The sequence below is a fragment of the Kitasatospora sp. NPDC056184 genome (genome assembly GCF_042268405.1).
Classification (GTDB): domain Bacteria; phylum Actinomycetota; class Actinomycetes; order Streptomycetales; family Streptomycetaceae; genus Kitasatospora.
The window spans coordinates 48673-63429 of the sequence record NZ_JBHJUI010000018.1 but is presented as its reverse complement, the minus strand read 5'-3'; the positions used below and the strand labels follow the sequence as shown (position 1 = coordinate 63429).

The following is a 14757-nucleotide window of genomic DNA, read 5'->3' as shown; positions in this document are numbered from 1 at the left end:
GTGGTCAGCGAGTTCCCGTCGAGCCGCCGACCACCGCGGGGCGGGAGGCGGCGCGCGGCCGGCGGGCGGACGATCCGTCGGCGCCCCATCGGTCCGCCGGATCCGATACTGCGTCAGCTTCCATGGCATAAAGGCGAGTTCCACCGTGTGCGATCTCCACGGGAAACGGCGCCGCCCCACCGGCGCGCTGCGCGACCGGGCGATCACCCTCCGAAGCCACTCAGGCCACAGCAGTCCGCCCGGATAGCGGCAGCCCCGTTCACATGTCAACCACACATCCTTGAAGCGACATCCTCAACAACCATTGTGGCTCCGCAGGTTCGGCCGGTAGAGTCCCGGTCCGCCGAGTACCGAACACGTGCTCGCACGGCATTCTTTGGGGCGGGCATGACAAATAACCGCAACATCAACGGGGCCACTTCCGACTTGATTGACGCGTTCACGGAAACCGTGCGCCGATATCCCGAACGACCGGCGATCGTCCACCAAGGACAGGACATCAGTTATCGCCAACTGCACGAATCGGCAGGCTCTTTGGCCGACCGGATCGGCACCGCACCGGGGGTGGTGGCGGTTCCGGCGGTGCACACACCGGACACCGTCGTCGGGCTGCTCGGCATCCTGGCCGCCGGCGGGGCGTACTGCCCGGTCGACCCGGCGTTCCCCCGGCAGCGGCAGCAGGACATGCTGGCGGCGGCCGGCTGCCGGACGACCCTCGGCCTCGATCCCGAACTCGTCCCGGACCCCCCCGAGTTACCGCGATCGGTCGAGACCCCCGAGGACGGCTCGGAGCGTCCGGCCTACCTGCTCTTCACGTCGGGTTCGACCGGGCAGCCGAAACCCGTCGTCACCCCCCGGCGCGCGATCTCCGCCGCCGTCGACTCACTGCGCACCCTGTTCGGACTCACCCCCGAGGACCGGGTGCTCCAGTTCGCCTCGCTGAACTGGGACACCTGCTTCGAGGAGATCCTGCCGACGCTCACCACCGGCGCCGCGCTCGTCCTGGACCGCGAGGCCCACAGCGGGTCCTTCCCGCGCTTCCTGCGGATGATCGGGCGCGAGCGGGTCACCGTGCTCGACCTGCCCACCGCCTTCTGGCACGAACTGGTCCTCCACCTCGCCGAGGAGGGCGCCGCGCTGCCCGGATGCGTCCGGCTGGTGGTGATCGGCGGCGAGGCCGCCAACCCGGCGCGGCTGGGCGACTGGGCCGCCCTGGACACCGGGCGGATCCGGCTGCTCAACACCTACGGGTCCACCGAGACCACGCTGATCACCCATGCCGTCGACCTGCACGGGCCGCTGGCCGCCGCCCGGGACCGGCCCTGGGCGCCCGGCGACCGGGTGCCGATCGGCCGGGCACTGCCCCATGTGCGCGAACGGATCGACGAGCGCGGCGAGTTGCTGATCGGCGGGCCCGCGGTGGCGCTCGGCTACCTCGGCCTGCCGGAGGCCACCGAGGCCCGTTTCGGCGCGGACGCCGAGGGCGTGCGCTGGTTCCGCACCGGCGACCGGGTGAGCCGTGCGCCGGACGGCGTGCTGACCCACCAGGGTCGGCTGGACGGCGAGTTCAAGGTGCGCGGGATCCGGGTCGACCCGGCCGAGGTCGAGGCGCACATCGGCGGGCACCCGGGCGTGCACGCGGTGGCGGTGACGGGGGCGACCGTCGCCGGCCGCTCCGCGCTGGTCGCGTACGTGGTCCCGCGCGCCGCGGCGGCGGCCGGGACGCTGGACGCCGAGGTCCGCGCGTACCTGCGCGACCGGGTGCCCGGCCATCTCGTGCCCAGCCGGATCACCGTCGTACCCGAGCTGGTGCTCACGGCGAGCGGCAAGGTCGACCGCGCCGCCTCGCACCGCCGCCACTCGGTGCCCGTCCCGGCGGCGACCAACCCCTGACGACGCCCCGCGTCCGGGCCGGCGCGTACGAACGGCCCCCGACCCTCACCGGTGCCGCCCCGGCGCACCGCACCACCCGACGGTTCCAGGAGACCCCCTTGAGCAGCGTAGACACCACTCCCGCCGACACGGAGGGCGTGGCGGCGATCTTCCGCCGCGTCCTGGAGACGGACGAGGTCGCGGCGGACTCGGACTTCTTCCTCCTCGGCGGCGACTCCCTCATCGCCACCCGCGTGCTGAGCGCCCTCGCCCGGACGTACGGCGTCGAGCTGTCCTTCGAGGACTTCGTGCTCGCGCCGACCCCGGCCGCCCTCGTCGAGCTGATCGCGGGCGCGAGATGACGGGCGGCAGAGCGCGTTCCGCCGTCGTCGTCGGGGCCGGACTGGCGGGGCTGACCGCCGCCGAGGGGCTGGCGGCCCGCGGAGTGGACGTCACCGTGCTGGAGGCGCGGGAGCGGGTCGGCGGGCGGACCCACGGGATCGAGGTCGCCCCCGGCGCCTGGATCGACGCCGGCGCCGCCTACCTCGGCGCCCGGCACACCGAACTCCTGGACCTCATCAAGGAGTTGGACCTCCACACCGCCCCCACCACGATGCTCGGCGCGAGCCGCTTCGCACTCGGGAGCCGCCGGGGCGGCGGGACCGAACACGCCACCCGGGACGGCCGCTTCCCGCCACTCAACGCGGTGGCCCTCGGCGACCTCTTCGACCACCTCGCCGAACTCACCGCCGTCGTCCGGCCCGAGGCGCCCTGGCTCACCCCGGACGCCGAGCGGCTGGACACCCTCACCGCCGCCGAGTGGGCCGAGCAGTACCTCACCCACCCGGACGCCCGACTGTTCTTCCCGCTCTTCCTGGGCGAGATGATGGCCGCCGACCCAGCCGACATCTCGGTCCTGCACATGGCGTTCTACCTGCGCTCGGGCGGCGGCCTGCGCTATCTCAACGCCTTCGAGGGCGGCGCCCAGCAGGACCGCGTCGCGGGCGGCGCGCACCTGCTCTGCGAGCGGCTCGCCGCCCGGATCACCGAGCGGCACCGCGGCACCGTCCGGCTCGGCGAGGCGGTGCGCTCCGTCGCGCAGGACGCCGACGGGGTCACCGTGCACACCGGGAGCGGCGCGGCCTACCGGGCCGACGCCGCCGTGGTGGCACTGCCGCCGCTGCTCGCCGACGCCCTCGACCTGGGCCCCGAGCCGCCGGCCCGCCGGGCGGGCGGGCGGACCGGGCGCGGCTGCGCGGTCAAGGTCAACCTGGTCTACCCGTCACCGGTCTGGCGCGAGCACGGCCTCTCCGGCTGGTCGGTGAACGCGGAGGGCCCGCTGCTCTCCACGGTGGACGACTCGCCGGCCGGCGCGGAGGTCGGCGTGCTGACCGGCTTCGTCACCGGCGCCGAGGCGCACCGCTATGCCGCGCTGGAGCCGCGCGAGCAGCGCGCGACCGCCGTCGCGCAGGCCGCCCGGCTGTTCCCGATGCTCCCCGATCCGGTCGGCTTCCACCTCACCGACTGGGTCAACGAGCCGTACAGCAAGGGCTGTTACGCGGCCCTCTTCGGGCCGGGCGACTGGCTGCGGCTCGGCCCGGCGCTGACCGCGCCGCACGGCCGGGTGCACTGGGCCGGCACCGAGACCAGCACGGAGTTCTTCGGCCTGCTGGAGGGCGCGATCCGCTCCGGCCACCGGGTCGTCGCGGAGATCCTCGACGGCGAGGCCTGATCCGCCGCGAGGCCTGATCCGCCGCCGCCCGGGCAACAGCACCAACCGGCACCGTTCCCCCCGCCGCCCGTGCTCACGTTCCACAAGAACAGCGGGCCACCCCCTTCTCAGGAGACGCCATGAGCGACCCGAGTTCCCCCCTGAGCAGCACCCCGCCCACCCCGATCGCGCCGCTCGCCGCCCGCGAGCGGCTGATGGCCGAACCCGGCCTCGGGGCGGGCAACTTCCTCGACCACGCCCTCGCGGTGAACCCGAACCGCGCGGTCCCGTTCGCCTACAGCCACCACACCGACCACCGCGGCGCCGTCGTGCTGCGCGGCCACAGCCTGCTCGACCTGGCCGCGCTGCGCGACCGCTACGCCGCCTGGTACCACGCCAACGGCGTGCGCCCCGGCGAGCCGGTGGCCGTGGTGATCGCCGAGGGCCTGGAGCCGCTGCTGCACTTCCTCGCGCTCTCCGCGCTGGGCGCCGTCCCGGCGCTGGTCAACGACGCCATGCGGCACGACGTGATGGTGCGCTACCTGAACCACGTCGGCGTGGTCGGCGTGGTCGCCGACGACACCACCCGGCTCGCCGCCGCCTACCGCCAGGACCCGCAGCGCCGGCCCCGGTTCCTCGCGCTCGCCGCCGAGGTCCAGGCCTTCGACGCGGAGGCCTCCGGCGCCCTGCCCGCCGAGTACCCGTACCGGCACGCGCCGGACGACGTGGTCGCGCTGATCCACTCCTCCGGGACGACCGGCACCCCGAAGTCCACGATGCTCGGGCACCGCCAGTTCTGGGACGGCAAGCAGCCGCGCATGGTGCGCTTCCCCGCCGAGCCGTACGACCGGCTGATGTCGCTGATGCCGCACACCCACGCCGGCGGCCTGAGCTACTTCCTCACCGCGGCGCTGCTCGGCCTGCCGACCGTGGTGATGGCCGACTGGCGCCGCGCGGTGGTCGAGCCGGTGATGGAGGCCTTCCGGCCGACCATGGTGGCCTCCTTCCCGCGGACCTTCGTCGAACTCGCCACCGGGGAGGCGCCGGTGAAGGGCGCCGCCAAGGTGCACTCCTGGTTCAACACCGGCGACAGCGCGCACTACGGGCACATCCGCCGCCTCGTCCGGCTCGGCGAGCGCCCGGCCGGACTGATCCGGCCCTGGCTGCTGCCGCAGGAGAAGGCGGAGCAGCCCGCGCTGCCCGGTTCGCAGTTCGTCGACGGCCTGGGCTCCTCCGAGATGGGCATGGCGCTGTTCGGCCAGGTGACCACGCCGGAGTCGGTCCGCGACGACCGGTGCGTCGGCAAACCGCTGGAGGTGGTGCGGCGGGCCGCCGTCCTGGACCAGGACGGCGCCGAGGTGCCGGACGGCACGGTCGGGCTGCTGGCGATCGACTCCCCGTCGCGCACACCCGGCTACTGGAACAACGAGCGGCTGACCGGCAGCTTCGAGCTGGCCGGGTACTGGCTGACCGGGGACGTCGCCCGGCGCGACGCCGAGGGCCGGTTCTACCACCTGGACCGGACGGTGGACGTCATCGACACCGCGGCCGGCCCGGTCTACAGCCTGCCGATCGAGGAGGTGCTGCTGGCGGACTGCGCCGAGCTGGTCCGGGACTGCTCGGTGGTCGGCGTGCCCGGAGCCGCCGGGGAGGGCCAACGGCCGATCGCCGTCGTCCAGTTGCAGCAGGACGCGGCGGACGCCACGGAGGCCGACGTGCAGGAGGCCGCCAACAAGGCGCTCGCCGGGGCGGGCCTGGCCGCGCTCGCCGCCGTCCGGATCGCCCGCACCGCGGAGGAGTTCCCGCTCGGGCCCACCGGCAAGGTGCTCAAGCGCGAACTGCGCACCCGCTTCGCCACCCTCTTCACCGGCCAGTAGTCCCGGGATGGACGACCAGCACGCTGCCGCCGCGCACCCCGCGCCCGCGCAGCCCTACCAGTACGTCCGCACGCCCCTGGTGGAACCGGACTGGCGCCGGCTGCCGGGCTGGCGCGACGTGACCGAGGCCCAATGGCGCGACGCGCAGTGGCAGCGCGCCCACTGCGTCAAGAACACCCGCCAGCTGCGGGCCGTCGCCGGAGACCTGCTCACCGCGGAGTTCTACGCCCAACTGGAGGCCGACCAGGAGCGGTTCGCGACCATGCCGCTGCTGGTGCCCCCGCAGCTGCTCAACACCATGGCCGCGCACGCCCCGACCACCCCCGAGGCGTTCACCGCCGCCTTCCTGGCGGACCCGGTGCGCCGCTACATGCTGCCGGTGCACGCCGACCGGCTGCCGCACTGGCCCAGCCACCCCAAGGCCGAGCGCGACTCGCTGCACGAGGCCGAGATGTGGGTGGTCGAGGGCCTCACCCACCGCTACCCCACCAAGGTGCTCGCCGAACTGGTCGCCACCTGCCCGCAGTACTGCGGCCACTGCACCCGGATGGACCTGGTCGGCACCTCCACGCCGCAGGTCGCCAAGACCCGCCTGGCACTGCGGCCGGAGCACCGCCAGGAGCAGATGCTCGACTACCTCAAGCGCACCCCGACCGTGCGCGACGTGGTGGTCTCCGGCGGCGACCTCGCCAACGTCCCCTGGCCACAGCTGGAGTCGTTCCTGGTCCGGCTGCTGGAACTGGAGTCGGTGCGCGACATCCGGCTCGCCAGCAAGGCGGTGGTCGGACTGCCGCAGCACTGGCTGCAGCCGCAGGTCCTGGAGGGCGTGCACCGGGTGGCGACGCTCGCCGCCGGCCGGGCCGTCAACCTCGCCGTGCACACCCACGCCAACCACGTCCGCTCGGTCACCCCGCTGGTCGCCGAGGCCGCCCGGGCGCTGCTCGACGCGGGCGTGCGGGACGTGCGCAACCAGGGCGTGCTGATGCGGCGGGTCAACGACACCCCCGAGGACCTGCTGGACCTCTGCTTCGCCCTCCAGGGCGAGGCCAACATCCTGCCGTACTACTTCTACCTCTGCGACATGATCCCCAACGCCGAGCACTGGCGCACCAGCCTCCACCAGGCGCAGCGCCTCCAGGAGGCGATCATGGGCTACCTGCCCGGCTACGCCACCCCGCGCCTGGTCTGCGACGTGCCGCGGCTCGGCAAGCGCTGGGTGCACCAGGTGGTGGCGTACGACCGCGAGCGCGGCATCTCGTACTGGACGAAGAACTACCGCACCGGCCTGGAGGTCCGCACCGCGGAGGCCGCCCCGGCCGGGCACGACGCGCTGGACCGCCTCCACCCCTACCACGACCCGGTGGACACGCTCCCCGAAGCCGGCCGCCGCTGGTGGGCGGAGCGGGCCGGGCACCCCGCACCCCAGGAAGGAGCAGCACGGTGAACCCCGCCGCCCCGCAGCACCCGGAAGCCCCGGACGATCCCGGCCCGCTGCGCCGGATGTGCTGGATCTTCCCCGACCGCGAGTCCACCCGGACGACCGCGACCTGGAGCCACTACTTCTGGGACCTCTACGCCGAGGTGGCCGGGGACCTGGGCCTGACGTGGTGCCGGCACGCGCCGGACGCGGTCACCGTCGACGCCACCGACCCGGCCCGCCCGCTGGTGTACGTCGACGAGGAGCCGGTCACCCCGCAGGACACCCTGTTCATCACCGCGCTCTACTCGCTGCCGTACCAGTCGATGGACGTCTTCAACCAGTACGCGCTGTACGCGGTGCTGGAGCAGGCCGGCTTCTACCTGCCGTTCCCGCCGCAGGTCTCGCTGATCGGCAACGACAAGCTGGCCACCGTGCTGCACCTCGCCGACTCGCCGGTGCCGCCGATCCCCTCGATCCGGATCGGCACCGGCCGGGACGTCGCCAAGCACCACTACGAGGTGGCGCTCGGCTCGCTGACCTACCCGGCGATCGTCAAACCGGCCGGCTGGTGCGGCGGCGGCGGGATCAACCTGGCGCGCGGCCCGGAGGACGTCCGGGGCCTGGCCAGCCTCGCCCAGGGCGGCGACACCACGCTGGTCGCCCAGCCCTACCTCGGCGACGGCACCGTGGACTACCGGGTCTACGTGATCGACGGCAAGCCGTACGCGGCGCTGCGGCGGGTGCCCGAGCCCGGTTCGCCGGTGGCCAACGCCAGCCGCGGCGGCTCGATGGAGTTCCCGCCGGTGCCGCCCGAACTGGCCGAGGCCACCGCGTACTTCGCCGAGAAGCTGGCGATCCCGTTCTTCTGCGTGGACTTCCTGTACGACGGCGAGCGGTACTGGTTCTCCGAGCTGGAGCCGGACGGCGTGATCGCCCCGGACTTCGACGACCCGGGGCGCACCCTGCAACGGGACATCACCCGGGCCCGGTTCACCGCCTACCGGGACGCCCACGCCAAGTGGCTCGCGAACCGCCCCCTCTCCCCCGCCCCCCGATCGGAAACCCGATGACCGACGCCTTCTCCCTGCCGCCCGAGGCGGCCGGGGCCCGACTGAACGTCGCCGCACGGACGCTGGAGCTGCTGCGGACGGTGCCCGCGCTCGCGCCGCGCTACGCCGGCCTCCCCGAGGGCCTCCGCGGCCTCGACGAGCTGGCCGCCCTGCCGCCGCTGCTCAAGGACGACCTGAACACCGCCCTGGCCCATCTGGAGCCCCGCTCGGAGACCGCCGCCACCTGGCTGTTCCAGAGCGGCGGCTCCACCGGCGCGCCCAAGGTCGGCTACGCGCCGACCGGCTTCTACATGGCCGCCGTCCAGGACCACTGGCAGGCGCTCGACCGGGACGACGTGTTCGCCAACGCCTGGGGCGCGGGCCGGATGTGGGGCGCGCACTTCCTCGCCGCCGCGCTCGCCGACCGGGCGGGCTGCCGGGTGATCGCGCTCGGCTCGATCACCCGCGAGGAGTACCCGGACTGGCTGGCCTTCCTCGCCGACCGCGGGGTGACCGCGATCGGCGGCACCCCGAGCGTGCTGCGCCTGTGGTTCGCGCAGGCCCGCGCCGCGGGGATCGAGCTGCCCGCCCTGCGCAAGGTGCTCTGGCTCGGCGAGGCCTGGCAGCCGCAGCTGGAGGAGGACCTCGCGGCCGTCGCGCCGCAGGCCCGCCGCTGGGGCATGTTCGGCTCCACCGAGACCTGGGTGGTCGGCACCAACACCCCCGACTGCCCGGCCGACACCTTCCACCCGCTGCCCCGGCAGCTGGTGCACGCGGGCCCGGACGGGCTGCTGGACTTCACCACCCTCGACCCGGAGGTGCTCAACCCGGTGCTGCGCTACCGCACCGGCGACGCGGGCGAGTTGACCGACTGCCCGTGCGGGCGGCCGGGCCGGGCGATGCGGGTGCTGGGGCGGCGCGACAACGTCGTCCAGGTGCGCGGCCTCGGCCTGCACGTGGACGAGCTGGTCGCCCGGGCGGAGCGTGAACCGGGCGTCTCCCGGGCGCAGGTGGTGGTCACCGAGGACGGCGGCCGGGCCACCGGTGTGGACGTCCTGCTGCTGGCCGACCCGGGCGCGGCGGTGGACACGGCGGCGCTGCGCGCCGAGCTGCTGTCCGGCACCTTCACGCTGAGCACCGCCTTCCAGCACGACCCGGAGCACGTCACGGTCCGGGTCGCGGACGCGCTGGTCAGCAACGACCGCACCGGCAAGACCGCCTCCTTCGCGGTCCGCGAGGTCCGGCCGGCCACCGGGGAGGCCTCGTGAAGCCGCGGCGTCCGGAGGACCTGGGGCGCGGCTTCAACCTGTTCTGGGCCGGCCAGACGGTCAGCGTGGTCGGCGACCGGATCACCGTGTTCGTCGTCCCCACCCTGATGATCTTCGTCCTGCACGCCTCCGCCCTCCAGGTCGGCGTGGTGGCGATGGCCCAGTACCTCGGCATCCCGCTGCTCGGCCCGGTCGCGGGCGTGCTGGTCGACCGCTGGGACAAGCGCCTGACGATGCTCGTCTGCGACCTGCTGCGGCTCGCCGCCGTGCTGGTGATCCCGCTCGCGTACTGGCTGGACTTCCTCTCCACCCCGCTGCTGTTCGGCTGCGTGGCGGTGATCAGCGGCGCGACCATCTTCTTCAACGTCGGCTATCTGATCGCCGTCCCCGCCGTGGTGCCGGAGGACCGGATGGTGCGCGCCTACTCCCGGCTGGAGGGCAGCAACTCGGTCTCCGAGGTGGCCGGCCCGTCGATCGCCGCCGGGCTGTACAGCGCGCTCGGGGTGGGCGCGCTGCTGGTGGACGCGGCCAGCTACCTGGTGTCCGCCGCCTGCTTCCGGTCCATGCCGCCGTGGGGCGGGCGGACCGTCGTCGAGGGCACCGTGTGGGAGCGGCTGACCGCGGGCTTCCGGATGAACTGGGCCGACCCGGTGCTGCGGCGGGTGGTGCTGGCGGCCGTCACCCTCAACTCCGGCGGGCCGATCTTCGTCACGGTGCTGCCGGTGCTCGCCTACCGGGGCCTCGGCGTGTCGGTCGGGGTGCTCGGCGCGGCCATGTCGGTCGGCGCGGTGGGCGCGCTGATCGGCGCCGTGGTCGCCCCGCGGATCGGCGCGCGCCTCGGCCTGGGGCGGACCCTGGCCTGGTCGCTGCTGCTGCACTGCCTGGTCGGGCTGGGCGTGCTGGCCGCGCCCGCGCTGCCGTCCGGGCCGGTGATCGCGGTGACCATGGGCTGCTACGGCTTCTTCATGTCCTGCATCAACGTGTGCAGCGCGCCCACCCGGCAGTCGCGGATGTCCGCCGAGCACCAGGGCGTGATGCACGCGGCGTTCCGCACCGTCACCTGGGGCGTGATCCCGCTCGCCGCGCTGATCGGCGGCCTCGCCGTCTCCGCGCTCACCGATCCGCTGGGCATCCGGGACGCGGCCCGCTGGGTGATGGCCGGCGGCACGCTGCTGGCGGCCTGCTCCTTCCTCCCCGCGCTCGGCATCCAGCCCCGGCTGGACGCCGCCGCCCGCGCGGCGAAGGAGCAGCCCTCCGACGCGGCACCCGAGTTGTCGGAGAGCGCGTCGTGAGCGCGCCCGACGTCCTGCTGATCACCGGCTGCTCCTCGGGCATCGGCCTGGCCACCGCCGTGGCCTCCGCCCGCGCCGGGTTCACCACGGTGGCCACCCTGCGCGACCCGGCCCGCGCCGAGGCCCTGCGCGAGGCCGCCGAGCAGGCCGGCGTCACGCTGGACGTCCGCCGGCTGGACGTCACCGACCCCGCCTCCGTCACCGCCTGCGTCGACGGCGTGGCCGCGGCCTACGGGCGGCTGGACGCGGTGGTCAACAACGCCGGGGTCTCCAACTTCGACCCCACCCTGGAGATGTCCACCGACGCCGCGCTGCGCGCCAACCTGGAGGTGAACTTCTTCGGCGTGATCGCCGTCAGCCGCGCCGCGCTGCCGCTGCTGCGCGCCTCCGGCGGGCGGCTGGTCACCATCGGCAGCGTGCACGGGCTGGTCGGCCAGCCGTTCAACGAGGCCTACTGCGCCGCCAAGTTCGCCGTCGAGGGCTTCATGGAGAGCCTCGCCCCGGTGGCCGGCGCGCACGGCGTGCGGGTCTCCGTCGTCGTCCCCGGCTTCGTGCCCGACACGGAGTTCGGGATCTTCCCGGACATCGACCGGCGCACCATCGCGGCCGCCTCCGGCCCGTACGCGCCGACCTTCGCCGACTACCTGGCCCGGGTCGGCGGCCAGGGCTGGGAGGCCGCCGGACAGCCGGCCCGCGAGGTGGCCGAGGTGGTGGTGCGGACGCTGCGCGCCGAGCGGCCCGCCTTCCGCGTCCCCACCAACGCCTGGGCCGCCGACCACCTGGCGCAGAAGCTCGCCGACCCGGACGGCTCGGCCGTCCAGACCCTCGCCCGTACCTGGATCGGCCGCGCCGACCACCGATGACCACCCGTCAGGAGCAGTCCGCATGCCCGCCAAGCCCCTCCCCGAGCTGGTCGACTTCGCCCGCCGCAACTCCCCCTTCTACGCCGAGCTGTACCGGGACCTGCCGCCGCGCGTCGAGCACCTCACCCAGCTGCCGCTGATCGAGCAGACCGCCTTCTGGGCCGCCAACTCCTGGCCGGACAACCGCCTGCTCACCGGCCCGCTGACGGACGCCGGCGTCTACAAGACCGGCGGCACCAGCGGCGTCCCCAAGTTCTCCCCCTGGACCCGCACCGAGCACGCCGACTCGGTCACCGCCTTCGGCGCGGGCCTGGTCCAGGCCGGCCTCAAGCCCGGCCACCGGGTCGCCAACCTGTTCTGGGCCGGCGAGCTGTACGGCGGCTTCCTCTACATCGAGAACGCCCTGCACCACGCCCCGGTCGACAACGTCCGGCTGCCCGTCGGCGCCGCGCCCGACGCCTACGTGGCCGGGCTGATCCACGACTTCGGCGTGGACGTGCTGGCCGGCGAGCCGATGAAGCTCAGCTCCGTCGCCGAGCAGCTGGTCAAGGAGGGCAGGGCCGCCGAGCGGATCGAACTGCTGCTGTTCGGCGGGGACCTGCTCTTCGCCGACCTGCGCCCGATCCTCTCCCGGGCGTTCCCCAACGCGGCGGTCTCCTCGATCGGCTACGCCTCGGTGGACGCCGGCCTGGTCGGCGCGCCGGTGCCGGGCGACGACGTCCGGGTGCACGAGGCCTTCCCGAACCGGACCGTGGTGGAGCTGGTCGACGACACCACCGGCGAGCCGATCACCGAACCCGGGGTGCCCGGGCGGGTCGTGGTCACCAACCTGTTCCGCACCCTGATGCCGATCCTGCGCTACCCGACCGGCGACCGCGCCGAGTGGGTCGACGCGGAGCGCGGGCGCTTCCGCCTGGTCGGCCGGTCCGCCGAGGGCGCCCGGGTCGGCACGGTGGCGATGCCGACCGAGGAGATCCGGGCCGTCCTGCTCGCCCACGACCCGGAGCAGATCATCTCCGGCATGCAGCTGGTGCAGCGGCGCTGGGACGGCAAGGACGGGCTGATCCTGCGCCTCGGCTACACCGAGGAGCCGCCGGCCGGGCTGGCCGGGCAGCTGGTCGAGGCGGTGTACAAGGCGCGGCCGCTCTACCCGGACGACGTGGCGGCCGGGGTGATCCACGACCTGGTGGTGGAGTGGGTGCCGCGCTCCGAGCTGGTCACCAACCCGCGCACCGGCAAGCTCCAGCAGGTCATCGACGAGCGCCCGCCGGCCTGACGCGCCGCGCCGCCCGGTCGGGGGTCTCCCCCGGCCCGGGCGGCGGGCGTCCGGCCCGTCTGCGCGGCGCTCAGCCCTTGTACGGCGTCCCGGCCAGCATCACGCTCTGGCCGCGGAACTCCGCGATCGCCTTCCCGGCCGCGTTGCGCACCGTCACGTCGTACACGCCGGTGCGCCCGGAGCGGGTGCGCTCCACCGCCTCGGCGGTCAGTTCGTCCCCCACCGCCGCCGGCGCCAGGAAGGTCACCTGCGCGGCCTGGGCGACCGTCACCGGTCCGTAGCTGTTGCAGGCGTAGGAGAACGCCGCGTCGGCGAGAAGGAAGAGGAAGCCGCCGTGCGCGATGCCGTGCCCGTTCACCATGGCCGGGCCGATCGTCATCCGCATCACCGCGTGTCCGGTGGACACCTCGTCGAGCGCGATGCCGAGCCCCTGGCAGGTCCGGTCCCGCTCGTACAGCGCGGCCATCCGGGATTGCGGCACGCCGGCGCCCGCCGACCCGCCGGAGTCCGCGACGGCCGCGGTGTCCACGCTCATGACGCCCTGCTTCCCCGGGAACGGCCCGAAACGGTTCGGTGTGCGGTGCGTGCGCATTGCCCCCGCATTACACCGAGGCCCGCTCCGGGCTGTCAACGGTCATCAGACGTGGACGGAGCGTCCGTCAGGGGAACTCAGAGCAGCCGCTTGATGTCCCCCCGCGCGCGGTAGAACGAGCCGCTGCCGGACTCCAGGACCTCCGCCACCAGGTAGCGCGCCCCCGGCACCCGGATGTCCTTCGGGAACTGCACCCGGCGGGTCGCGTCGAAGCCCGGCGACACCACCCGCACCCGCAGCCGGGTGCCGTCCTGCACGCACTCCACCTCGATGCCGCCCGCCGCGCCCGCCGAGCCGACGGCCACCGACTCGATCTCGGCGCCGGCCACCGCCGCCGTCCAGCCGCTGCCGTCCACCTCGGCGGCCTGCGGCAGCCGGCCCTCCTCGGCCGCCCGCACCGCCTCCTCGCTCGCGTCCAGGCAGACCAGCGAGCCGTCCGTGGTCACCAGGTAGAGCCGGCCGTCGCGGTACTGCATGCTGTACGCCGAGCCACAGCCGGTGCCGAGCTTCCACAGCCGGGTGCCGTCGGCCGCGAAGCAGTACACCGAGGAGTGGTTGTCGCCCGCGAACACGTAGCGGCCGTCGGCCGAGGCCGCGCAGGAGAACACCGCGGCGTCGCAGCGGTAGCGGGCCACCTCGGAGCCGTCCGCCTTGCGCAGCCGGTGCACCGAGCCGCGCGAGGTGCCGGCGAACACCTCCTCACGCTCCTGCCAGCCGAACAGCACCGCGCCGTCGGTGGCGGTGTGCCAGACCGGCGCGCCGCCGCGCGCCGCGTACCGGGCCACCCCGCGGGAGTGGCCGTGGTAGACGCCGTCGCTGTCGCAGCGCACCATCCAGCCGTCGGTGCCCTCGGCCTTGCGGCGCCACTGGAACTCGTCCTCGTGGTCGACGGTGGTGATCCCGCCGCGCGCGTCGGCCACGCCGAGCACGCCGTCGTGGATGTCCAGCCAGTAGATGTCGACGTCCTCGGCTATCTCGTACGCCACCCGCGGCACCTTGCCGCCCAGGTCGTACACCTTGCCGTCGTCGCAGCCCGCGTAGATCCACCAGTCGTCGGCGACGATGCACTTGACGCCGTCGGGCAGGCCGAAGCGGCCGGTCACCACGCCGTCGTGGGTGAGCGTGTAGACGTCGCCGCTCTCGTTGCCGACCCAGGCGTGCTCCTCGCCGACGAAGATGCCGAAGGCCGCCGCGCCGGAGCGGAACCGCCACAGCACCGGCGCCTGCCGGGCCGTCGAACGGGTGCTGACGATCGCCCGTCGCGTCACCGCCCGGGGCTGCCGCACCCCGCGCACGGCAGGGGCGTAGCCCTTGCGGACCTTCTCGCCGATCTTCTTGGCCGCGGCCGACGCGGCCTTCTCCGGCGAGGGGTAGCCGGTGGTCTTGGTCTGGCCGCCCTCGCCGATCCGCCCGTAGGTGATGGTGACCTCCGCCCCGCTGACCCGGACCTCGTAGAACTTGTGCGCGCTGCCGCTGTCCTCGGACAGCTCCAGGTAGGTCGACTGCTCGTCGGTGGCGGTGGCTGACATGGCGTGGG

General features: G+C 74.1%; 12 protein-coding genes. 10 read left to right on the top strand and 2 right to left on the bottom strand.

The genetic code is table 11. The features are described from left to right. Nucleotides 1-387 precede the first annotated feature (387 nt). The 10 genes from ACFC0B_RS29415 (at nucleotide 388) to ACFC0B_RS29370 (ending at nucleotide 12628) form a co-directional block, all read left to right on the top strand. The gene (locus ACFC0B_RS29415; RefSeq protein ID WP_376092324.1) at nucleotides 388-1893 is read left to right on the top strand and encodes an amino acid adenylation domain-containing protein; all 1506 of its coding nucleotides are present in this window, start codon (nucleotides 388-390) and stop codon (nucleotides 1891-1893) included. Nucleotides 1894-1991: 98 nt separating this feature from the next. After that, the gene (locus tag ACFC0B_RS29410) at nucleotides 1992-2234 is read left to right on the top strand and encodes a phosphopantetheine-binding protein (RefSeq protein WP_376092321.1); all 243 of its coding nucleotides are present in this window, start codon (nucleotides 1992-1994) and stop codon (nucleotides 2232-2234) included. Continuing rightward, complete coding sequence (locus ACFC0B_RS29405) at nucleotides 2231-3604, top strand: flavin monoamine oxidase family protein (RefSeq protein WP_376092318.1); 1374 nt, start codon at nucleotides 2231-2233, stop codon at nucleotides 3602-3604. Before ACFC0B_RS29410 ends, ACFC0B_RS29405 begins: the two co-directional genes overlap by 4 nt. A gap of 119 nt (nucleotides 3605-3723) precedes the next feature. After that, nucleotides 3724-5460 carry a class I adenylate-forming enzyme family protein gene (locus tag ACFC0B_RS29400; RefSeq protein WP_376092315.1) on the top strand — a complete coding sequence of 579 codons (1737 nt, stop codon included), beginning with the start codon at nucleotides 3724-3726 and terminating at the stop codon, nucleotides 5458-5460. A 7-nt stretch (nucleotides 5461-5467) separates the two neighbouring features. Beyond that, nucleotides 5468-6904 carry a KamA family radical SAM protein gene (locus tag ACFC0B_RS29395; protein ID WP_376092312.1) on the top strand — a complete coding sequence of 479 codons (1437 nt, stop codon included), beginning with the start codon at nucleotides 5468-5470 and terminating at the stop codon, nucleotides 6902-6904. Next, entirely contained in the window at nucleotides 6901-7950 is a 1050-nt protein-coding gene (locus ACFC0B_RS29390; protein ID WP_376092309.1) for a RimK family alpha-L-glutamate ligase, read from the top strand. Before ACFC0B_RS29395 ends, ACFC0B_RS29390 begins: the two co-directional genes overlap by 4 nt. Continuing rightward, complete coding sequence (locus ACFC0B_RS29385; RefSeq protein ID WP_376092306.1) at nucleotides 7947-9197, top strand: phenylacetate--CoA ligase family protein; 1251 nt, start codon at nucleotides 7947-7949, stop codon at nucleotides 9195-9197. Before ACFC0B_RS29390 ends, ACFC0B_RS29385 begins: the two co-directional genes overlap by 4 nt. Then, a complete protein-coding gene (locus tag ACFC0B_RS29380) occupies nucleotides 9194-10489 on the top strand; it encodes an MFS transporter (RefSeq protein ID WP_376092303.1) in 1296 nt (431 codons plus the stop codon). Before ACFC0B_RS29385 ends, ACFC0B_RS29380 begins: the two co-directional genes overlap by 4 nt. Then, nucleotides 10486-11352, top strand: coding sequence for an SDR family NAD(P)-dependent oxidoreductase (locus ACFC0B_RS29375; RefSeq protein WP_376092300.1), 867 nt, complete (start codon nucleotides 10486-10488; stop codon nucleotides 11350-11352). The genes ACFC0B_RS29380 and ACFC0B_RS29375 overlap by 4 nt, the downstream gene beginning before the upstream one ends. Before the next feature lie 22 nt (nucleotides 11353-11374). Further along, the gene (locus tag ACFC0B_RS29370; RefSeq protein WP_376092297.1) at nucleotides 11375-12628 is read left to right on the top strand and encodes a phenylacetate--CoA ligase family protein; all 1254 of its coding nucleotides are present in this window, start codon (nucleotides 11375-11377) and stop codon (nucleotides 12626-12628) included. Between the two features lie 70 nt (nucleotides 12629-12698). Here ACFC0B_RS29370 and paaI read toward each other — a convergent pair whose 3' ends face one another. Both paaI and ACFC0B_RS29360 read right to left on the bottom strand, forming a co-directional pair. Further along, nucleotides 12699-13163, bottom strand: a complete 465-nt coding sequence (paaI, locus tag ACFC0B_RS29365; RefSeq protein ID WP_376092294.1) for a hydroxyphenylacetyl-CoA thioesterase PaaI — start codon at nucleotides 13161-13163, stop codon at nucleotides 12699-12701. Nucleotides 13164-13297: 134 nt separating this feature from the next. Then, on the bottom strand, nucleotides 13298-14749 hold the full coding sequence (locus ACFC0B_RS29360) for a WGR domain-containing protein (RefSeq protein ID WP_376092291.1): 1452 nt from the start codon (nucleotides 14747-14749) through the stop codon (nucleotides 13298-13300). Between the last annotated feature and the right edge of the window lie 8 nt (nucleotides 14750-14757).